This is a genomic window from Cytobacillus praedii, assembly GCF_001439605.1.
Taxonomy (GTDB): domain Bacteria; phylum Bacillota; class Bacilli; order Bacillales; family Cytobacillaceae; genus Cytobacillus; species Cytobacillus praedii.
The window spans coordinates 38261-59342 of record NZ_LMBX01000020.1 but is presented as its reverse complement, the minus strand read 5'-3'; the positions used below and the strand labels follow the sequence as shown (position 1 = coordinate 59342).

The 21082-nt window shown below is 37.5% G+C and carries 16 protein-coding genes; 13 read left to right on the top strand and 3 right to left on the bottom strand.

All coding sequences use genetic code 11. The annotated features are described in order from the left end of the window. Window positions 1-27 precede the first annotated feature (27 nt). Complete coding sequence (locus tag ASU02_RS18995) at window positions 28-1686, bottom strand: glutamine--tRNA ligase/YqeY domain fusion protein (RefSeq protein WP_057766531.1); 1659 nt, start codon at window positions 1684-1686, stop codon at window positions 28-30. Between the two features lie 366 nt (window positions 1687-2052). On the opposite strand from ASU02_RS18995, the gene ASU02_RS18990 reads away from it, so the two are divergent. The 4 genes from ASU02_RS18990 to ASU02_RS18975 all read left to right on the top strand — a co-directional run bounded on the left by ASU02_RS18990 (window position 2053) and on the right by ASU02_RS18975 (window position 9274). Next, the gene (locus tag ASU02_RS18990; RefSeq protein ID WP_057766529.1) at window positions 2053-4755 is read left to right on the top strand and encodes a hypothetical protein; all 2703 of its coding nucleotides are present in this window, start codon (window positions 2053-2055) and stop codon (window positions 4753-4755) included. A gap of 152 nt (window positions 4756-4907) precedes the next feature. Beyond that, window positions 4908-7694 (top strand): response regulator, encoded by a 2787-nt coding sequence (locus tag ASU02_RS18985; protein WP_057766527.1) that lies wholly within the window; start codon window positions 4908-4910, stop codon window positions 7692-7694. 46 nt (window positions 7695-7740) lie between these two features. Next, window positions 7741-8562 (top strand): CheR family methyltransferase, encoded by an 822-nt coding sequence (locus ASU02_RS18980; RefSeq protein WP_057766525.1) that lies wholly within the window; start codon window positions 7741-7743, stop codon window positions 8560-8562. 148 nt (window positions 8563-8710) lie between these two features. Further along, window positions 8711-9274, top strand: coding sequence for a tyrosine-type recombinase/integrase (locus tag ASU02_RS18975; RefSeq protein WP_057766522.1), 564 nt, complete (start codon window positions 8711-8713; stop codon window positions 9272-9274). A gap of 55 nt (window positions 9275-9329) precedes the next feature. Here ASU02_RS18975 and ASU02_RS18970 read toward each other — a convergent pair whose 3' ends face one another. Beyond that, on the bottom strand, window positions 9330-10019 hold the full coding sequence (locus ASU02_RS18970; RefSeq protein WP_057766520.1) for a universal stress protein: 690 nt from the start codon (window positions 10017-10019) through the stop codon (window positions 9330-9332). A gap of 152 nt (window positions 10020-10171) precedes the next feature. On the opposite strand from ASU02_RS18970, the gene ASU02_RS18965 reads away from it, so the two are divergent. Genes ASU02_RS18965 through mnhG form a run of 7 tightly spaced genes read left to right on the top strand, consistent with a single transcriptional unit; the run spans window position 10172 to window position 15961 of the window. Then, window positions 10172-12577 (top strand): Na+/H+ antiporter subunit A, encoded by a 2406-nt coding sequence (locus tag ASU02_RS18965; protein ID WP_057766518.1) that lies wholly within the window; start codon window positions 10172-10174, stop codon window positions 12575-12577. Then, window positions 12574-12996 (top strand): Na(+)/H(+) antiporter subunit B, encoded by a 423-nt coding sequence (locus tag ASU02_RS18960; protein WP_057766516.1) that lies wholly within the window; start codon window positions 12574-12576, stop codon window positions 12994-12996. Before ASU02_RS18965 ends, ASU02_RS18960 begins: the two co-directional genes overlap by 4 nt. Window position 12997: 1 nt before the next feature. Continuing rightward, entirely contained in the window at window positions 12998-13336 is a 339-nt protein-coding gene (locus ASU02_RS18955) for a Na(+)/H(+) antiporter subunit C (protein WP_057766514.1), read from the top strand. Next, complete coding sequence (locus tag ASU02_RS18950) at window positions 13329-14822, top strand: Na+/H+ antiporter subunit D (protein WP_057766513.1); 1494 nt, start codon at window positions 13329-13331, stop codon at window positions 14820-14822. Before ASU02_RS18955 ends, ASU02_RS18950 begins: the two co-directional genes overlap by 8 nt. A 41-nt stretch (window positions 14823-14863) precedes the next feature. Beyond that, window positions 14864-15340 carry a Na+/H+ antiporter subunit E gene (locus ASU02_RS18945; protein WP_057766511.1) on the top strand — a complete coding sequence of 159 codons (477 nt, stop codon included), beginning with the start codon at window positions 14864-14866 and terminating at the stop codon, window positions 15338-15340. Next, window positions 15340-15624: a Na(+)/H(+) antiporter subunit F1 gene (locus tag ASU02_RS18940; RefSeq protein ID WP_057766509.1), complete on the top strand. Its 285-nt coding sequence runs from the start codon at window positions 15340-15342 to the stop codon at window positions 15622-15624. Before ASU02_RS18945 ends, ASU02_RS18940 begins: the two co-directional genes overlap by 1 nt. Beyond that, window positions 15602-15961: a monovalent cation/H(+) antiporter subunit G gene (gene mnhG / locus ASU02_RS18935; protein ID WP_057766507.1), complete on the top strand. Its 360-nt coding sequence runs from the start codon at window positions 15602-15604 to the stop codon at window positions 15959-15961. The genes ASU02_RS18940 and mnhG overlap by 23 nt, the downstream gene beginning before the upstream one ends. Before the next feature lie 61 nt (window positions 15962-16022). Here the strand turns inward: mnhG and ASU02_RS18930 are convergent, their stop codons facing one another. After that, window positions 16023-17159, bottom strand: a complete 1137-nt coding sequence (locus ASU02_RS18930; RefSeq protein WP_057766504.1) for a SpoIIE family protein phosphatase — start codon at window positions 17157-17159, stop codon at window positions 16023-16025. Between the two features lie 303 nt (window positions 17160-17462). On the opposite strand from ASU02_RS18930, the gene ASU02_RS18925 reads away from it, so the two are divergent. Both ASU02_RS18925 and ASU02_RS18920 read left to right on the top strand, forming a co-directional pair. Then, the gene (locus ASU02_RS18925) at window positions 17463-18824 is read left to right on the top strand and encodes an aspartate kinase (protein ID WP_057766502.1); all 1362 of its coding nucleotides are present in this window, start codon (window positions 17463-17465) and stop codon (window positions 18822-18824) included. 218 nt (window positions 18825-19042) lie between these two features. Further along, window positions 19043-20353 (top strand): uracil/xanthine transporter, encoded by a 1311-nt coding sequence (locus ASU02_RS18920; RefSeq protein WP_057766500.1) that lies wholly within the window; start codon window positions 19043-19045, stop codon window positions 20351-20353. Window positions 20354-21082 lie beyond the last annotated feature (729 nt).

The window sequence follows — 21082 nt, the reverse complement described above, 5'->3', positions numbered from 1 at the left end:
TTTTTCTTCCCATTGCTATAGATGTTATTATAATTTAAATGAACTCTTTAATGAAACAATCCGGTTAAATACCATTTTCTCAGAAGTAGAGTGCTTCGGATCAACATTAAAATACCCGTGACGGAAAAATTGGAATTTATCCTGCGGCTTAACATCCTTCATATTAGGCTCTACAAACCCCTGAACAATTTCTAGTGAGTTGGCATTAACATAGTCAAGAAATGTTTTCTCCTCAGGAATATCTTCGTTCATTTCTGCATCGAGAATTAACGGTTCATACAGACGGAATTCTGCGGGAACAGCATTCTTTGCATCTACCCAGTGGATTGTTCCTTTTACTTTACGGCCTGTAAAGCCTGTCCCGCTCTTTGTTTCAGGATCATATGTGCAGTGGATCTCAATAACTTTGCCGTTTTCATCTTTAATCACGTCATTGCATTTAATGAAGTATGCATGCTTTAGCCTCACTTCGTTTCCTGGAAAGAGTCGGAAGTATTTTTTAGGCGGATCTTCCATGAAGTCATCCTGCTCAATGTAAATCTCTCTTGAGAATGGGATTTGGCGAGATCCCATTTCAGGATTTTCAGGGTTGATTTCAGCGTCAAGCATTTCTACTTTATCTTCCGGATAGTTAGTAATTACTACTTTTAAAGGATTAAGCACACCCATTGTTCGCGGGACTTCAAGCTTTAAGTCCTCTCTGACAAAATGCTCAAGCATTGCCTCGTCGACAGCTCCATAGCCTTTTGAAACACCTGTTGCTTTAACAAACTCACGAATGGCTCCTGGTGTAAAGCCTTTTCTTCTTAAACCAGAAATCGTTGGCATGCGTGGATCGTCCCAGCCATCGACAAATCCCTCATCAACAAGCTGCTTTAATTTGCGCTTGCTCATGACAGTGTTCGTAATGTTCAGGCGGCCAAATTCAATTTGCTGTGGCTTGCTTTCCATTTCGCATTCCTCAACTACCCAGTTGTATAATGGGCGCTGATCTTCAAATTCTGTGGTGCAAATCGAATGTGTTACATTTTCGATGGCATCTTCTAGTGGATGAGCAAATGCGTACATCGGATAGATACACCATTTATCACCTGTATTGTGATGGGTAGCATGTGCTACACGGTAAATGACTGGATCACGCATATTTAAGTTTGGCGAGGCCATATCAATCTTAGCCCGCAAAACTTTACTGCCGTTTTCAAATTCACCATTGCGCATACGCTCAAATAAATCAAGGTTTTCTTCAATTGTACGATTGCGATAAGGGCTGTCTTTTCCAGGTTCTGTGAGTGTGCCGCGATATTCGCGGATCTCTTCTTGAGATAATTCATCAACATATGCTTTTCCTTTTTTGATTAAAAGGACAGCACGGTTATACATTTCTTCAAAATAATCAGATGCAAAGCGCAGCTCATCCCATTCATAACCAAGCCACTTAACATCTTCTTTAATAGAATCTACATATTCTTGATCTTCTTTTAATGGATTCGTATCATCGAAGCGTAAATTTGTTTTTCCTTCGAAATCATCTGCAAGACCGAAGTTAATAATAATCGATTTGGCATGACCAATATGAAGGTATCCATTCGGCTCAGGAGGAAAGCGGGTAATAATTTCTTTATGCTTTCCAGTCTCCAAATCTTCAATCATAATATTTTTAATAAAATTGGATGAATTATTTTCCAAACCTGAATCAGCCTTTCTATAATATATACTTTTTCTTTATTTTACTGATTTCTTATAGGTAAATCAATCAGGGACGATAATAGACACCGGAGGAATGTGACAAAAAACTCTACATGCTGACGAAATTCTTTCTAAAAGCCTGTTTCAAAATATTTAAAAGAGGATATTTAGATAAAAAAGCACATGATTTTTTTCCTATTATTAAAATTGTTACAATGGAATACAATAATGTAATCAAAAAAATATAGATAATTTGTTAGAATACAAGAAAGAGTTGAAGAAATTTGTTGAATCGTGGTCTTGACCCTTCAGCTTTTTCGGCTGAATATGTTTCAATTTCAAAATAATGTTCATGGGGGAATCATGATGACAATAGATGAGAAACTAAATAATAAAGTGTATTACCATACATTGATTGCCGAAAATGAGCATTTGCAATCAATGAAACTTCTCGGGGATCTTTATATGGAGGAGCATAAGAAGGAAGTGTCAGATTTATCCTATATTCGCTTTTCGCAAGGAGAGGTATATTTCCAGCACCGGGATTATGAAGCGGCTATTTTTAAATGGGAGAATATTGATAATGAACTTGAGCCATGGGCAAAGAAAAATATGGCTGATGCCTATTTTGAACTTGAACTCCTCTCAACTGCAGAGGATATTTATCAATCCATTCATACCGAATCAGACATATTAAAAACGGAAGTACTTCTGCAGCTATTTTCACTTTACATTGAACAGGGAAAGCTGGAAAGAGCTGTTGAAGTGATTAAAGAAGCAGTAATCTTAAATCCTGATTATTCGGAAGTAACAGAGATTGCTAGATCCTTTTTCGAAGAGTATCAGGATTGGAATAATGCGGTGGAGCTTGCGGTAAATGAATCTGTTCGCACGGGTAATTTACAGTGGTACGACATTCTCCACACATATGTTGAACAAGGCAAAATGATGAAAATGCCGCCAAGTGATTTCAATGAGGTCCTTCATACACTCTATAAAGTTGATTTAATAAAGTTTGAAGCACTAACCGTGTCATTTTGGAAGTGTTATAAGAATAGTGAGTTTTATTTTTCTTGGCTGAAAGAGATTAATCATATTCTTCTACATAAAGACGGGAGCAAGGCGCACATATGGCGTGAGTTATCTGAACTCTATCATAATACGTATTTTGAATTAATTGATGGCAAGTATTTAATCAAAGAATTATCACATCTTATCCCTAATCACCTAACGAATTGGCTTAAATTAGCTGACTCATCTCAGACTTTGTTTGCCGCTGCTTCTATATTGGCATGGAGTGAAATATTCACTTCAGGGATTGAACCGGAAATCATCAATAAAGCAGAAAGTTTATTAAAGAGAGCTGCAGGGAATGGAGATAGTCTTGAAGAAGGGTATCTTCTATTTGAATCTATCGTACATTGGGCAAAGAAGAATGGAATCGAGTTAGGGAAGCGTTTTGGCTGGATGGTGAAAGAGCTGCTGGATTTAAATACCCATCATGTTCTTTTGGCTGGCACAGACGATCAAAGTAAATCGAATTTTATTCAAGCTGTTATTGGCAGGAATTCAATGGATGATCTATTTTCCGTTCCAGCTATTTATAAGAATAACGATACAACAGAAATAATGGAAATATCTGATGAAGAATTTAGAGAAATTGATAATCTCTCAGAACACTCCGTTCATCCGCAAGCAATTATCGAATATCGGCAGCCGATGTCGTTTTTGCGTGACAATGAAATTACATTCATTCATACACCTTGCATGACTGGAGAGTATAAGTTCAGGAATGGAGTCTTTCAATACTTGCAGCTTGCAGATAGCTTATTATTTATTCTTGATTCAGATGAACTATTTTCAGAGAAAGAGCTTGAGGCTGCTTTGAAAATTCGAGAGAAGGCACCAAATCTGCCTATCCATTTTATTGTCAATAACAATGATCAAGAGGTAATTGATCAAGTTTCTGCACAAGTGCATACGTATTTCCCGAAAGTAAGGATTCTCACTATATCCACTCCTCATTTTGATTTAAATAGTCTTTCGAATTTTATAACTGAAATAAAGAACAGTCGGAATCTAGAAGAGGAACGTATAGCTAAAGTACATCATTATATCCGAAAAACAATTAAGTATCTGTTAGAAAGACGCGTTGAAATGGAAAACAGCTTTATTGATTTGATTAAATGGAATGAAGAAATGGTAACCAAGCTTAACGGAGCTAAAAATCAATTAAGTGATCTGGAAGAAGAGAAGATTCGAACAATAAAAAGAGCTTTTCGAAAAATGGTAGATGATATGAAATTAGAAGTAACAGAGGAAATCCCAAGTTTAATGCGAGGATGCTCGGAACTTATTACAGAGGACTGTGATCTTGGGAAAATTCACCTCATACTAAATGAGGAAATGAATAAAAGAGTGCAGAACTATATGGACGAAAACGTACTCCCTGCCATTCATTATACCTTTCAAAATTGGATTGCTGATGCGAAAATTGAGTTTGACCAGAGTCAAAGCTTCCTAAATGAAATGTCTGCAGGCTTCAATGACCTGTACGGCAATGAGAAAATCAAGCTGGATTGTGACTTTAAGCTATTAGATGATTGGCGGCGGGATGCCGACCGGATGACCAGAGGGGCATATCAGCTAGAAAAAATGAATATACTTCTGCGTTTTACTCCATCCCAATTTCTATTGAAGAGTGCAGGCAAACTCTTTAACGCCATTCAGCAAAATAAAGTTTTAATTCTTAATAAGTATAAGCAATATATTGAAAATGAGGATTATAGCAGTGTTTCCGATACGATATCAAGGCAGCTGACTCAACCGTTTGAGCTATTCGAAAAGGCGTTAGATCGAGATATACACATGTTTTTTGATCATCCGTTTTCCGTTTTAAATGAGGCATTAGATGAAGCAAGTAAAGAAATTGAGTGGAATAAAGAGTCTTTACGGGAAATGAGAATGAATCCGGAAACTTATCGAGATCCGCTAACATTATTCCAGCTGAGACTTCGTCAATTTGAATGGATGACAAAAGCTGGCGAATCTCTACACCAGTATCAGTAAGAAATTTGGTAATCTCAAAGACTCCACAAAAAAAGGCGGAAGTAATGAATAATACTTCCGCTCCTTATTACCAATGATCTACTACTGCCTTCTAAAATACATTCTGTGTGATCTGATTAGAATGATATTTTAGCAGGAAGGAGGAGGAAACAATGAGTTTTAAAAAAAAGCAATTTCTTGCATTGGGATTAACGGTATTTTGTATGGTTCTATTAATGTTTGTCATCCTATTTATGGTTAATTTGATGAGAACAAATATGATAGAAATTGTCCAAGACCGATATTTTAAAGTAAAGCAGGCAACTGAGATTAGAAAACTATTTGATCAAGCCGATCGTCAGCTTCTAAGAATTGTTGTTGATAATGATGTAACAGATCCGACGGTTATTTCTGATTTTCTGAAAACAAACAATGCTGGTATCCAATCAAAATTTATCGATCTTCAGGATTCAGTCAATACGAAAGAAGGCAAAAGGTATATTAATCAGATTGAAGTAGCTTATCAATCGTATCATGAAATGGAGCAGCTGTTTCTAGTTGATCTTAAAAATGGGGAAATTGATAATCTTAAAACTTTATATGATAAGGAACGAGCAAATAGAGATGAACTATTAATCAATTTAGATGAATTTAAAGATTATCAAGAATCGTTAATGGAAGTATCATTGAAAAATGCCACGAATACATATAATACCCTCGTTATTGTTCTTATCTCTGCCGTCGCGGTTGCACTTTTATTAATCATAATCGTGACTCTTTGGTTAATTAGAAGTACCAGCAGAAATATTCATTCGATAACGAAAGGAATAAAGCAAATTGATTTTACTAATTTAACAAGAATCCCAAGGCTAGATGTAAATTCAAAAGATGAAATCGGTGAAATTGCATCCGCATTTAATTCAATGGCAGCTTCGCTGGAAACCTATAGCGCAAAGGAAACGCAGTATACATTGGAAATCACTGAACAAAACTGGGTAACAACTCATTCGTCTAGTATTGTCCATCTGTATAGTCATCATGTAACCATTGAAGGGCTAGCAGAAGAATTAATAAACAATTTAGCAGAAGTACTTGATGCGAAACTTGGTGGCTTTTATATCAAGGAAGAAGGGAAAAAGCCAATTTTCCGTAAAATTGCTTCCTATGCAGCAGATACCGAAAACCAGGCAGGAAGAGACTATTTTTTCGAAGGAGAAGGGCTAGTTGGGCAGTGTGCAATAGATCGAAAAGTATTCTTCTTAAATGAGGTTCCTGACGATTATCAGGTAATTTCAACAGGGCTCGGAACCATGAAACCGAAAAGTATATTAATGGCACCTATTTTGTTAAAGGATGATGTGTTAGCTGTAATAGAGCTGGCTGGCTTACAACCATTTACATCAACACAGGTAAAGCTTTTGGAAGAGGTGCTTGGAACCCTAGGAATAGCAATAACCAATATTCTAGGAAGAATGGAGATTGCCTGTCTGCTTCAAGAGTCACAGGCAAAGACAGAAGAATTGCAAATGCAATCCGAAGAGCTGCAGACTCAATCTGAGGAATTACAATCGCAATCAGAGGAAATGCAGACACAAGCAGAGGAACTGCGAATGATTAATGAGCAGCTAGAAGAGCGAACGAAGGATGCAGAGCTTAAGTCAGAAGAACTTCAAGCTGCAAAGGAGAGTCTAGAAGAAAAGGCACGTGAACTTCTACAAAGCTCGAAATATAAATCTGAATTTCTAGCAAATATGTCCCATGAGCTCCGGACACCATTGAATAGTATACTATTACTCTCGGAAATGATGACAGATGATCCAAACCATGGCTTGAACGAAGAACAGATTGAATTTGCCAAGGTCATTCATTCATCAGGTCAGGACCTCCTAAACTTAATAAATGATATCTTGGATCTGTCAAAAGTAGAGGTAGGGAAGCTGGATATTCATTTTGAAGAGGTGAACATAAACGAATTTGCCGAACGATTAAATCGACACTTCATGCCATTTGCTAAGCAAAAAAATCTTGAGTTTACTGTCAATGTAAGAGAAAATGCTCCACATTCTGTTTTTACAGATGAACAGCGCCTGCAGCAAATTATAAAAAACCTGCTTTCAAATGCCTTTAAATTTACTGAGAAAGGCTCTGTTTCTGTTTCAGTAGAAGAAGCAAAAAGGCAAGAATACCTTGAATTATCCCTTGGGAAAGAGGCAGATACTTGGCTAAAAGTAGTTGTTGCCGATACGGGAATTGGTATTCCAGAAGAGAAACATGAAGAAATTTTCGAAGCTTTCCAGCAAGTGGATGGAGCTACCATGAGAAAATATGGAGGCACGGGACTTGGATTATCAATCACAAAAGAGTTTGCTTATCTTCTTGGAGGGGTATGTAAAGTACAGAGCAGAGAAGGAGCAGGAAGCAGCTTCACTTTACTTGTCCCTAGCCTGCCTGAAGGGTTGTCAGAATTAGAGGAGATTCGAGTGAAAGAGGAGGCTGCCTCAGCGAAAGATGATGATCTGCTTTCTGAACAAATGACGGATTACCAACCAGTTGAATCCATGGAATCTTTTGATGAGAGCTCAAACGTTTTAAATGGAAAAACAGTTCTTGTTGTTGATGATGATCATCGTAATATATTTGCAGTAAAAAATGCGCTTGAAAAAGAGGGGATGAATGTCAAAACTGCTGAAAATGGAATGGAATGTTTAAGACTTATAGAAGAAACAAGCAAAATTGACATTGTGTTAATGGATATTATGATGCCAATCATGGATGGGTATGAAACCATGAAACGGATTCGTGGAATAGAGATACATCAGGAAATGCCAATCATCGCTTTAACAGCAAAAGCAATGAAAAGTGATCGCCGCAAGTGCATTGAATCAGGTGCATCCGATTACATCAGTAAGCCTTTGAACCTCGAACAGTTATTATCTGTGATGAGAGTTTGGCTGTCATAGCACTTTATTAAAGGAAAAGTTTTTTATGGAGTAGTGATGCTGAAGAATGCCAAGAATAAATAAGGAAGAATTAGAGCTTGATCTGCTGCTGTTAGCTATATTTAAGCTATCAGGCTATGATTTTAGACAATATATGAAATCTTCAATCATGAGAAGAGTTCAAAACCGTTTAAATCTAGAGAGATTGCCAACCATTGCAAGTTTAACAGAAAGAGTCATTCATGATGAGACTTATTTGAATAAAATATTGGGTGACTTCTCCATTAATGTGACTGAGATGTTTAGGGATCCGTCCTTCTTTAAAGCCTTTCGCGAGGAGGTCGTTCCCTATTTAAAGAAGCTGCCAGAAATCCGTATATGGCATGCAGGTTGCTCTACTGGTGAGGAAGTCTTTTCCATGGCTATTTTATTGGAGGAAGAAGGGCTTAGAGACAGAGCGAAAATTTATGCTACGGACATGAATGAACAAGTCATTTCAAAAGCAGAGCAAGGAATCATCCCACTTCAAAAAATGCAGGCATATACTAAAAACTACATGCTAGCTGGGGGAAAGCAATCCTTTTCTGAATACTATACAGCAGATTGTGAGTATGCCTATTTAAACCCTAATTTGCTGGAAAAGGTTGTTTTTGCCCAGCATAATTTAGTAACCGATCGCTCATTTAATGAATTTCATGTTATTATCTGCAGAAATGTCCTTATCTATTTTAATGTTAAACTGCAGTCACATGTTCTTGATTTATTTAATGAAAGTTTAAGTGCGAACGGATTTCTCGGATTAGGAAGTAAGGAATCGATTCGAACAGAAGCAGACTTTTTTGAAGACTTCAATACGAATGAAAAATTCTTTCGAAAAAAAGCGAATTAAATATTTTGCAATTGGATAGGGAAAAATAGAGTGCCTCATTATGATGGTGCTCTATTTTTTTTTGTTTGTTCCATTTATGATAATTGTAATGTTACTTAGTTTTTGTTAAAATCATATTATGTAACATTAAACTATAGGAGGAATAACGGTGGAATATGTCGATCCTATAAGAGACATAAATAAAATTCTTGCCATAAAAAAGAATTTACGAAATCAGTCATCAAGGGATCTATTGTTATTTGTATTAGGCATTAATACTGGGATTAGAGTGCATGATCTGCTTTCCCTAAAAGTGTGTGATGTTTGGGATGGAGCGTTTGCTAAAGAATTCCTTTATATAAGTGATGAAAAAGGCGAAGAAAAGAAGGGCTATTACATTAATAATCAAGTCAAAATAGCATTAGAAAATTATTTAGCAAACTCAAAATTACAAGATTGTGACTACCTTTTTAAATCAAAAAAAAATAACCTGCCAATTACACGCCAGCAGGCCTACCGAATAATTAATCATGCTGCAAAAGAAGTGGGAATTAGCGGGAAAATAGGCACACACACACTGAGAAAAACCTTTGGCTATCACGCTTACCGAAAGGGCATAGCTATTTCTATCTTAATGTCAATTTATAATCATCATACTCCAGCAGAAACTTTACGTTATATAGGAATTGAGAAGAACGAAAAGCAGTTAATAAAAGTAGATGTGAATTTATAAATACAATAAAAAGGCCCTTCCTCTTACAAATGAGTAAGTGGAAGAGCATATATGATTAATCTTCATCATCTATGTCCAGCGGTTCAATCATTCGAACATGCTTTAGTTCCTTCACGATGTCTTCTGTTACATTTACTTGCAGTGTCTCTTTATCTCTCATAAATTTAAATACACCATTATTAAAGTCTGTGCCATGGTCCTTAAAGAAAATCCCTTCAAATTCAACATCTTTCGTATAGTTGAAGCTTAAACGATAGACGTCTCCTTCTCTCGTCAGATAAGCACGGACCCCTTTTTCGAACTGCCCCTCATGGTCTCTTAGTGCACGAGAAACGGAAATAAGATGTAAATCAACGAAAGGGATTTCGCGTAATAATGAGTTAATAATGGAACCCTTTGCAATTTGCTCCCATCGGCTCTGGGCTGTCTGGCCTAAAATAATTTGTGTGATTTTCTTTTCTCTTGCTATTTCTGCAATTACTTTTGAGATAGGCCGTTTTTCGTTATCTTTTAGGATAAATTCCTCTGCATTATGTTGTTCAGCTAACTGTTTCCATCTCGTAATATAATCTGATTTCTCTGCATCCAGCTCATCAAAAGGCAATCGATCAACAGTTAGGATATATAATGGACAATCAAGCATATGTGCTATATTACATCCACGCTGAATGAGACGTTCACCATTTGGCCCATAATAGACGCAGACGAGGATGCTTTCGTCCATACGCCCTTTGAATTTCTTCATTTAATACTCACCTCAAAGTTAGATGAAATTTAGGTGGCACGGTTAGACTATGTATGACTATAGCTTATGCGCTCGTTTCAGTCAATATCAACCACTGGTAATTTAACAAAATACATTTCTTTTTAGACTCAATGGTCAGGAGGGGGGATTTGATGTCCTGGTTACATCTTATGATATTCATCCCATTTGTTTTTGCTATCTTTGTCCCATTTGTTTACAAATGGTTTTCAGGAAGAGTACACACCGGCTGGTTTGTGCTTGCTGCTCCACTAGCAGTCTTTCTATATTTATTAAAGTATATTCCTTCTATTTCAAAGGGGGAGACCATTCGTTTAGAGCTTCCCTGGATGCCATCATTAGGAATAAATTATACAGCATATATCGATGGCCTAAGCCTGATCTTTGGTTTATTAATTACTGGCGTAGGGGCACTTGTTGTTTTGTATTCAATTTACTATATGTCAAAGGAAAGAGAAGCGCTTCATAATTTCTATGTCTATATGCTGTTATTCATGGGTGCTATGCTTGGGCTTGTCATTTCAGATAATATTTTAGTTTTATATGTATTTTGGGAATTAACCAGCATATCATCGTTCTTATTAATCGCCTACTGGTACCAGCGGAAGAATTCTCGTAACGGTGCCCAAAAGTCTATGTTAATTACCATCTTTGGCGGTCTTGCTATGCTAGCAGGAATGATCATGCTTTCAATGATGGCGGACACGTATAGCATACGTGAAATGCTTGGTCATACGAATCGTATATCAGAGCATCTTTTATTTTTTCCTGCAATGATTCTTATTCTTTTAGGAGCATTCACGAAATCTGCTCAATTCCCTTTCAGTATATGGCTGCCAGATGCGATGGAAGCGCCTACCCCAATAAGTGCCTATTTACATTCTGCCACAATGGTAAAGGCAGGCATTTACTTAGTTGCCCGCTTTACTCCTGTATTTGGCGGAACATCTGAATGGTTTTGGATTGTTTCATGCATTGGATTAATTACTTTAATGTACGGTTCGGTTAATGCTGTTAATCAAAAGGATTTAAAAGGGTTACTAGCCTACTCCACAATTAGCCAATTAGGGTTAATCATGAGCCTTCTTGGCATCGGTTCAGCGTCTTTGTACTTTGGGTATGGAGAAGAGTCAACTGTATATGCCTTTGCTGTATTAGCTGCACTTTTTCACTTAATTAATCACTCGACCTTTAAAGGGAGCTTGTTCATGATTGTTGGCATAATCGACCATGAAACAGGTACTCGTGATATTCGAAAATTAGGCGGGCTAATGAGCTTGATGCCTATATCCTTTACATTAACAATCATCGGAAGCTTTGCGATGGCAGGTCTTCCGCCTTTTAACGGTTTTTTGAGCAAAGAAATGTTCTTTACAGGTGTTCTGACTGTTTTCGAATCACCTGTGTTCGGGATAAAGAGCATAGGTTTGTTATTTCCAATCATCGCATGGGTAGCGAGTGTTTTTACCTTTATTTATTGCATGATTCTCGTATTTAAAACATTTATGGGCAAGTACCGTCCGGAACGACTGGATAAGGAAGCACATGAAGCTCCAATTGGTATGCTTCTCCCGCCAATTATACTTAGCTGTTTAGTCATTGTTATTTTCTTTTTTCCTAATATCGTTTCAGATCATTTACTGCAGCCTGCTTTGACTGCAGTTCTCCCTCAATTTGCTGGAGCAGGCGGGATTGAGGTGAATATTACTCCTTGGCATGGGTGGAGTACCGAATTATTTATGACAATAGGTGTTGTTGGGTTTGGCGTACTTATGTATCGTTCTTTAAAAAAGTGGTCCCGGCTTTATGGGTATTTTCCTCAAGCACTAACATTAAACGGAATATATAACCATTTGCTTGCAGGTATGGAAAGAATCTCTCTGAAATTAACAAAACAATATATGACCGGCTTTGTCAGAGATTATTTAGTATATATTTTTACGTTTATGATCTTTTTGCTTGGATGGTCACTTTGGTTATCAAACGATCTCTCGTTCGATCTATCAAATAATGCACCCATTCACTTATATGAAGCTGGCGTAATTCTTGCGATGCTAATAGCTGCTCTCACTGTCCTTTTTTCTAAATCAAGATTTACAGCAATTATTGCTGTTGGTGCACTTGGCTATCTTGTCTCCCTTTTCTTTGTCATTTTCCGTGCACCAGATTTAGCATTAACACAGTTAGTTGTTGAAACAGTAACCGCAGCCTTATTCTTATTATGCTTTTATCATTTACCAGAGCTGCGCAAGGAAAGAAGCAGTATTCCATTTAAATTTACTAATTTGCTTGTTTCATTAGGAGTAGGAACAATCGTAACTTTATTAGCATTATCAGCGAATAATCATCGGCTTTTTGAATCAATATCAAGTTACTTTGAAGATTCCTACACACTTGCGGGCGCGAAAAATATCGTTAATGCCATTCTTGTTGACTTCCGTGGGTTAGATACGATGCTGGAGATTCTTGTTCTTTGTATTGCAGGATTAGGCGTTTATACACTGATAAAGCTCCAATTAGCTGGGAGGGATAAAAAATGAAACCGAATGATGTCATTTTACATTCAGTGACAAAGGTAGCGGTTTTTATTATATTGACGTTTTCCATATACCTTTTTTTCGGAGGTCATCATAATCCTGGCGGAGGATTTATCGGTGGGCTTAGCGTAGCCTCAGGGTTAGTTCTCCTTTATCTAACCTTTGATATTGAAACGGTAAGAAGGAATATCCCGGTTGATTTTAAAAAAGTGGCAGCTTTTGGTGTATTGATAGCCATCTTTACCGGAGCTAGTTCTTTGTTTTTTGATAAACCTTTTTTGAATCAAGCTTTCGGTTATTTTAATCTTCCTATTTTCGGGAAAACAGAACTGGCAACTGCTGTTCTATTTGACGTTGGTGTTGCCTTAGCGGTTATTGGTACAGCAGTAACAATTATCTTGAGCATAAGTGAGGATGGATAAAATGGAAACATCGATGTCTATTCTTATAGGAGTCCTTTTTACAATAGGAACCTATTTAATTCTGACAAAAAGTTTGCTCCGAATCATATTAGGAACATCCATTATAAGTCATGGGGTTAATTTGCTTATTCTTACAATGGGCGGTTTAAAGTCAGGAGGTCCTCCATTGTTAGGTCAGCATGATACTACATTTACAGATTCATTGCCTCAGGCGCTTATTTTAACGGCAATCGTAATAAACTTCGCAGTCACTGCGCTATTTCTAGTGCTAAGCTATCGCACTTATAAAACATTGGGGACTGATAATATGGATCAATTAAGGGGAATAGAAGATGAATAATACTGTCATACTGCCAATGATTATTCCTGTCATAGCAGGGCTCATTATGGTCATCTTTAGAAACAATATTCGTTTTCAAAGGCTGTTAAGTATTTTCGCTATTCTTGCAGTGGGTGCTGTTTCTCTTTTATTAATGAACCAAATAAGGAATGAAGGAATACAGACACTTCAGGCAGGGGGATGGGCAGCTCCATTTGGGATAACAATTGTGGCGGATATGTTTTCTGCTATCCTTCTTCTAACAACAAGCATTGTTTCACTTTTCTGCTTGATCTTTGCCTTTTCATCTATTGGCAGGGAAAGAGAAGAACATTATTTCTATCCAATGTTTTTATTTTTAATTTCAGGTGTATGCGGGTCGTTCTTGACGGGTGACTTATTCAATTTATTTGTCTGTTTTGAAGTCATGCTCATTTCATCTTATGTACTTATCTCTTTAGGAGGCACGAAGCTCCAGCTTAGAGAGTCAACCAAGTACATTTTAATTAATGTCATTTCCTCATCCTTATTTCTTCTAGCAATTGCCTATTTATATGCAATTACAGGCACATTGAATTTAGCACACCTTTCCTTGCGTGTAGCTGAGGCAGGACAAGACGGTCTCATGACAACGGTTGCCTTTTTGTTTTTAATTGTATTTAGTATGAAGGCTGCTCTTTTCTTATTCTTTTGGCTACCTGGTTCATATAGTGCACCTCCAACAGCAGTCGCTGCTATTTTTGCAGCATTACTGACAAAGGTGGGGATTTATGCAATCTTCCGCTTGTTCACTCTCGTGTTTTATCATGAGCAGGAAACCACTCATTTTGTCATAGGCATTCTGGGAGCGATAACGATGGTTCTTGGAGCAATGGGGGCGGTTGCCTATCAGGATATAAAGAAAATACTGACCTATAATGTCATCGTTGGGGTTGGATTTATTATCTCTGGTCTTGCATCATTCACATCCATGGGAATGATGGGTTCTATTTATTACCTTATCCATGACATCCTGATTAAAGCACTTATTTTCTTATTAGGAGGGATGATCATTCATCTTGCAGGAACAAGTAAGCTAAAGGATATTAGCGGGCTTATACGCAATCATCCTTATCTGGGGTGGATGTTCTTTGTGGCTGCACTTTCCCTCGCTGGTATCCCGCCGCTAAGCGGCTTTCTGGGGAAAGTCTTTATTACTCGGGGAACGTTTGAAGAAGGATACTATTGGCTTGGTGCGATTGGATTAATTACGAGTTTAATGGTTCTTTATTCAATTATGAAAATCTTTATGAATAGCTTTTGGGGAGAAACGTATTTAAGCAGGGAAATGGAGAAAGGCACAACGAATGTAAGTACGATGCTGCCGATAGGCTGTCTTACTGTCATGACGATTGCACTTGGATTAGGTTCAGAGGGAATTCATGAATATGTACAAATAGCGACGGAGAGCATGATGAATCCGATTCTGTATATAGAGGCAGTAATGGGTGGGGAGCCCATCCGCTAAGTTAATCATTTTCTGATGATCATGGAAAGGAGGGGGTACCGTTGCCCATTCAAGTATTAATAAACCTGTTTATCGCATTTTTATGGATGTTTTTTCAAGATGAATGGGGCATTTTGTCTTTCATAGGCGGTTATATAGTTGGTATCCTTGTTTTGTTTAGCATGAGGCGTTTTTTTCCGGACTCATTTTATTTAAAACGTTTTGTTTCCATTCTAAGTTTGTTTTTCTTATTTATTAGTGAGTCGATCTCGTCAAGCATCTATGTCATTCGCCAAGTGATTGGACCTAAAATTAATGTAACGCCAGGAATATTTAAGCTGGAAACGGAATTAGAGGGAGATATGGAAATAACCCTTCTAGCTCTTCTTCTGACTTTGACCCCTGGTTCAGTCGTAATGGAAGTTTCCCAAGACAGCAGGATTTTTTATATTCACGGATTGAATTTACCAGAGTCTGAACATGCCGTGATACAATCGAAAATTAAATATGAGAAAGCCATAAAGGAGGTAACACGATAATGTTCAAGCTATTTTTGATGGGATGTTTATTTTTTATCACCCTTGCCATTATCGCAGCTCTCTATCGTGTCGTAAAAGGTCCTTCCAAGCCTGATCGGGTCATGGCGTTAGATAATATTGGGATTAATCTCCTAGCTGGCGTAGCGATTCTTTCCATTCTTCTTCATACACATGCCTTTTTAGATATTATTCTTCTACTGGGGATTCTCTCTTTCGTTGGGACAATTGCTTTTGCGAGATACATCGAAAGGGGTGTTGTGATTGAGCGCAAACATATTGAGTGAAGTCATTGTCTCCATTTTAATTTTTATCGGTACTGCATTTAGTTTTCTGAGTGCAATTGGTTTAATCCGTTTGCCAGATGTGTATACTCGTGCACATGCTGCATCAAAAAGTACGAGTATAGGGGTACTTAGTATATTATTTGGAACTTTTCTTTACTTTTTATTTACTGAAGGATATGTAAGTATCAGGTTAATATTAGGAATCTTTTTTGTTTTTTTAACCTCTCCAGTTGTTGCACATTTGTTAAATAGAGCAGCATACCGTTCAAATGTAGAGCTTGCAAAAGTAAGTATACAAGACGATTTGAAGGAATATATAAGAAAAACTGACTCTTAAGTAGAGAAATAAGGTTCCTGAAAAGAAGAAGCAAATAATCAACAGATTATTTGCTTCTTTTTTATTTTGCTTGAATTAATACTACACACATATCATCTTCTGCATTTGCTTGCTGTTTTTGGGATAATAGATAATCGATGGGCTGTTTGTTTTCGGTTTCGGTCCAGTATGCTGCCGCTTTTTCCTTAAGAAACTTATATCCATTCTCCTCATATTTTTCAATGGCTTCTTCTACACCATCAGTGCAAAGCAGAAGCTGAACAGAGTCTGAATAGGAGATAACTGTTTTATCGATTTGAATATCCTCAAAAAATCCTACAGCACAGGTATTGCTTGCAAGTTCTTTTATTTCCTTATTATCTATTAATGCAAATCCAGTTGGATGGCCGGCATTCACATATTCAATGCACTTTCTCTTTGTATCTAGAACAAGATAGATGGCAGTGAAATAGTAAGGGATTTGCTGATTACGGCGATTTAGCGAATTCATCCACCGATTGAGCTCTTTCATGACGTATTCTGGATCTGAACCTGATGTAATTGCATCCCTTAAAACGGATGAAATAAACATGCACACGAGAGAGGCAGATATTCCATGCCCCATCATATCAAGCTGGATGGCAGCGTAGCGGTTCTCATCAAGCTTTTGCCAATAATACATATCACCTGCAAGCTTATAAGCAGGTAAATAGGAGGCTGTTAATAACAGATTTTCTTTATGTACAGTTTCACTTAAAAGGCTTGTTTGTACTTGCATAGAAAGATCAAGCTCATTTCTAATTTTCTCATCCTGTTCAAGATGCCAGTCTTTTTCATATTTCAATCTTAATGCAACTCGAATTCTTGCTAGAAGCTCTGTTTTGTTAATAGGTTTCATTACATAATCAATTCCGCCGGCATCAAGTGCTTCTACTACTTTGTTTGAATCTTCCAGTGCAGTGACAAAGATGACTGGAATATCTTTTAGATGCGGCATTTGCTGAAGACGTTTACAAGCTTCAATGCCGTCCATTTCAGGCATCATAATATCCATTAATATAATGTCTGTCTTCATTGGCGACGGCGACTTTTGTTGGAAGTAAGCAAACATTTCTTTTGCGGATGTAAGTGATAGATAGTTATCATATCCAGCACGCTTTAGAATATTTTCAATAACAAACAAGTTTGATTGATTGTCATCTACTATTAAAATCCCCATGAATTCTGCTTCCTTTCTCAATATCTTGTATGAAATGTAAAAATACGGTTGATTTAGATACTATTATTATATTTTAAAACGACATCGAGACGTTAGGGATACGCTTAAAACAATTCGTTTGGCATGGGGGCAAGTAATAATTGTATCGTTTTATTCACAAATATAGGTAATAATTCCTGTTTCGCTTTAGTTAATTGTCCTCTCCTAATAAACAAATGTATGTTCAGGAAGGAAAAAACCTTGATTATTTTCTGAATAGGAGTAAAATTAAGATTAAATTTTCAGAGATTAGGAGATGTATGAATGAAGGTAGTGAAGTTTGGTGGCTCCTCTTTAGCATCCGGAAAACAAATTGAGAAGGTATTCCAGATTGTTCAATCGGATTCTCAAAGGAAAGTTATTGTTGTTTCTGCACCAGGGAAGAGGTTTGCCACAGATGATAAAGTGACAGATTTATTAATCGAATGTGCAGAACAATGTTTATTAAATAATGACCCACTGGAATTGGTTGAAATGGTAATTGAAAGATATACGTCTATTGCAGTAGAATTACAGCTTCCTAGTGAGGTTGTTAAAGAAATTGAAAATGATCTAGCGGGCAGGTTAGCTGGAGATAGAAGCAAGCCAAAACAGTTCGTGGAACTAGTAAAAGCGAGCGGGGAAGATAATCATGCCAAATTAGTAGCTGCTTATTTTCAAAAGCAGGGAGTAGAAGCTCACTATGTCAATCCTAAGGATGCTGGACTATTTGTCAGTGCAGATCCTGGGAATGCCCAAGTCCTTCAGGAATCTTATGAATTGCTTTATTCTCTTCGCGAACGTTCAGGTATATTAATTTTTCCCGGGTTTTTCGGGTATAGCAAAGAAGGAGACGTTTATACTTTTTCTCGCAGCGGGTCAGATGTGACAGGTTCTATTCTTGCTAATGGACTGAAAGCAGACCTATATGAAAATTTCACTGATGTAGATGCGGTTTACTCGGTTAATCCATCCATCGTTAGCCAGCCGAAGGAGGTTAAGGAGTTAACCTACAGGGAGATGAGAGAGCTTTCCTATGCTGGCTTTACAGTCCTTCATGATGAGGCGCTCGTTCCGGCATTTAAGGCAGGAATTCCTGTGCAAATAAAAAATACAAATAATCCATCCGCACCAGGGACAAAAATTGTGTCTGAAAGGGATAATGCTAATGGACCTGTTATAGGCATTGCTAGTGACCAAGGATTTTGCAGCATTTATGTCAGTAAATATTTAATGAATAGAGAAGTTGGATTTGGAAGAAAGCTTTTAGCTATATTAGAAAGCTTCGGATTATCATATGAACATATTCCCTCAGGCATTGATGATATCTCTATTATTTTAAGGGAAAGCCAATTTAATCCGCTTATGGAGAAGGAAATAAAAAGACGAATTGAAGCTGAGCTTCATACGGACGAAGTAGTAATCGAGCATGGTCTTGCTTTAATCATGGTCGTTGGTGAAGGAATGCGTCACAATATCGGGACAACGGCAAGAGCTTCAAAAGCATTAGCAAATGCAAATGTTAATATCGAAATGATTAATCAGGGTTCCTCTGAGGTCAGTATGATGTTCGGAGTAAAGGAAATCGATGAAAAACGAGCAGTCTGGGCACTTTATGAGGAATTTTTTGCGGCAGTGACTGTTTAAAACGCTGAATCTGTAAGTAGGATAGCTAGCAAATCTAGCTTTATATAATGGATTGGTAATAAAAAAAATTTAAGGATGTATGCAATTATATTATAATAGGATAGTCGGCTGAAACAGCCGGCTTTTTTCTGTTTTTTCCTAGCTAAGTAAGCAAGTATCTCTCGAAAGGGAGCAAAACGATAAAATTATTTAGGTGCTATTTAGAAAGTGGTGGAAATATGAATAAATGGGTCTCATCGGTGACAGTATTTTCTTCCGTACAATGGCTGTTTTTTATCTTTGCAAATACAGTCATGGTTCCTATATCTGTGGCAAATGCCTTTCAACTGCCACACGAAACGATGGCAATGATGCTGAAAGTTTCTCTTGTATTTACAGGTCTTGCATGTATTTTGCAAGGATGGAAGGGACATCGCTATCCTTTAATGGAGGGACATTCGGGGTTAATATGGGGTCTAATTCTTAATTTAGGCTTATCAGCTTCTTCACTTGAAATGAGTTATTCTTCCATTGGCGGTGGAATTACCACAGGTCTTCTTTTAGCCTCTCTAGTTACGATCATTCTTGCAGCCTTCAATGGCATTTCACTTTTACAATCGATTTTCAGCCCGATGGTGATGTCGGTTTATTTATTTCTATTAACCTTTCAGCTTGTTTTAATCTTCTTTAAAGGGATGCTGAAAATCACGGAGCAAGGAACCATTGATATACCTGTGAGCTTATTTTCCGTTGGAATTGTCATATTGGTTTGTCTAATAAAATTAAAAGGCAATACAGTAATCAGTAATTTTTCTATTCTAATCGGATTGATTATTGGATGGGGACTTTATGAATTAATCTTTTTTAATCAAGCAGAGTCAGTTTCGCAGGCATCTGATTTTGCCTTTACATTATTTCCTTTAGGAAAACCGAATTTAGAGGTTGGAATTATTGCTGTATCTTTTTTTGCTGGAATGTTAAATTTAAGCAATACGATTGCTTCAATAAGTGCAGCGCAAAAGCTATTTAATAAAAAGGCAGTAGAGAAACAGTACAGCCATTCTATATTTATAACATGCATTTTCTCCGTGGCAGGGACAGGCTTTGGCCTCGTTCCATTCACGCCCTTTACTTCTTCAATCGGATTTTTGCAAAGTACACGAATTTTTGATAAAAAGTCATTTTTTATTGGAGGCGGATTGTTAACGGTCATTGGACTAATTCCAGCGTTAGGATCATTGTTGGCGTCTATGCCTATTACGGTAGGGAATGCAGTCTTGTTTGTTGCATATCTCCAGTTATTTGGAACCGCCTTCAGCAGTTTAAATGGAAAAGAGTTCAATTCAAATACAATCTTCCGGCTGGCTGCCCCAGTCCTCATTGGCATCAGCCTGATGAATGTCTCACCAGCCCTTTTTAAAAACCTTCCAGTACTTATCCAGCCATTTATTTCAAATGGACTTATCATGGGGGTACTCCTATCCATCATATTAGAAAAATGTATCAACTGGTCAGCCTTCGAACAGATGCCAGGCAACGTCCGTGGATAAAAGTTTTAATTTTGATCGTTTGTGGTGGATAAGAAATAAAGGGTTGATACTATAGCGGGCTCGCTTTTGGGGGCAAGAAGAAAATAAAAGGCAGGAAAATTTTATTAAATTTTCCTGCCTTTTTTATGTTCTTCAGTAAGTTTATTATTTGAAGGCCCGTTCTTGGTTGGTTATCTTGTAAAAATTCCTTCATCAAGGGAATGAAAGCCCGTTCTCTGCGGGTTGGCCTGTAAAGAGTCTTTCATTAAAGTTATGAGAGCCCGTACTCGGTCGGCTAGCCTGAAAAAAGTCCTTCATCAAGGAAATGAAGGCCCGTCCATGGTCGGTTAGGCTGAAAAAAGTCCTTGATCAAGGAAATGAAGGCCCGTCCTTGGCTGATTAGCCTGAAAAAAGTCCTTCATCAAGGAAATGAAAGCCTGCCCAGGGCGATTAGCCTGTAAAGAGTCCTTCATAAAGGAAATGAAGACCGGTCCTTGACTGATTAGCCTGAAAAATGTCCTTTATCAAAGGAATGAAAGCCCGTTCACGGCCGGTTAGCCTGTAAAGAGTCCTTCATTAAGGTTATGAAAGCCCGTACTCGGTCGGTTAGCCTGAAAAAAGTCCTTCATCAAGGAAATGAAGTCCCGAACTTGGCTGATTAGCCTGAAAAAAGTCCTTCATCAAGTAAATGAAAGCCCGTTCTCATCCAAATTTCTATAATATTAGGAGTGGATAGTTATCAGGCTTAAT

Bases quoted from the DNA above. Each gene is read 5' to 3' on its own strand.
- ASU02_RS18990 (WP_057766529.1), top strand. From the start codon at position 2,053: ATGACAATAGATGAGAAACTAAATAATAAAGTGTATTACCATACATTG.
- ASU02_RS18985 (WP_057766527.1), top strand. From the start codon at position 4,908: ATGAGTTTTAAAAAAAAGCAATTTCTTGCATTGGGATTAACGGTATTT.
- ASU02_RS18980 (WP_057766525.1), top strand. From the start codon at position 7,741: ATGCCAAGAATAAATAAGGAAGAATTAGAGCTTGATCTGCTGCTGTTA.
- ASU02_RS18970 (WP_057766520.1), bottom strand. From the start codon at position 10,019: ATGAAGAAATTCAAAGGGCGTATGGACGAAAGCATCCTCGTCTGCGTC.
- ASU02_RS18965 (WP_057766518.1), top strand. From the start codon at position 10,172: ATGTCCTGGTTACATCTTATGATATTCATCCCATTTGTTTTTGCTATC.
- ASU02_RS18960 (WP_057766516.1), top strand. From the start codon at position 12,574: ATGAAACCGAATGATGTCATTTTACATTCAGTGACAAAGGTAGCGGTT.
- ASU02_RS18955 (WP_057766514.1), top strand. From the start codon at position 12,998: ATGGAAACATCGATGTCTATTCTTATAGGAGTCCTTTTTACAATAGGA.
- ASU02_RS18950 (WP_057766513.1), top strand. From the start codon at position 13,329: ATGAATAATACTGTCATACTGCCAATGATTATTCCTGTCATAGCAGGG.
- ASU02_RS18940 (WP_057766509.1), top strand. From the start codon at position 15,340: ATGTTCAAGCTATTTTTGATGGGATGTTTATTTTTTATCACCCTTGCC.
- ASU02_RS18930 (WP_057766504.1), bottom strand. From the start codon at position 17,159: ATGGGGATTTTAATAGTAGATGACAATCAATCAAACTTGTTTGTTATT.
- ASU02_RS18925 (WP_057766502.1), top strand. From the start codon at position 17,463: ATGAAGGTAGTGAAGTTTGGTGGCTCCTCTTTAGCATCCGGAAAACAA.
- ASU02_RS18920 (WP_057766500.1), top strand. From the start codon at position 19,043: ATGAATAAATGGGTCTCATCGGTGACAGTATTTTCTTCCGTACAATGG.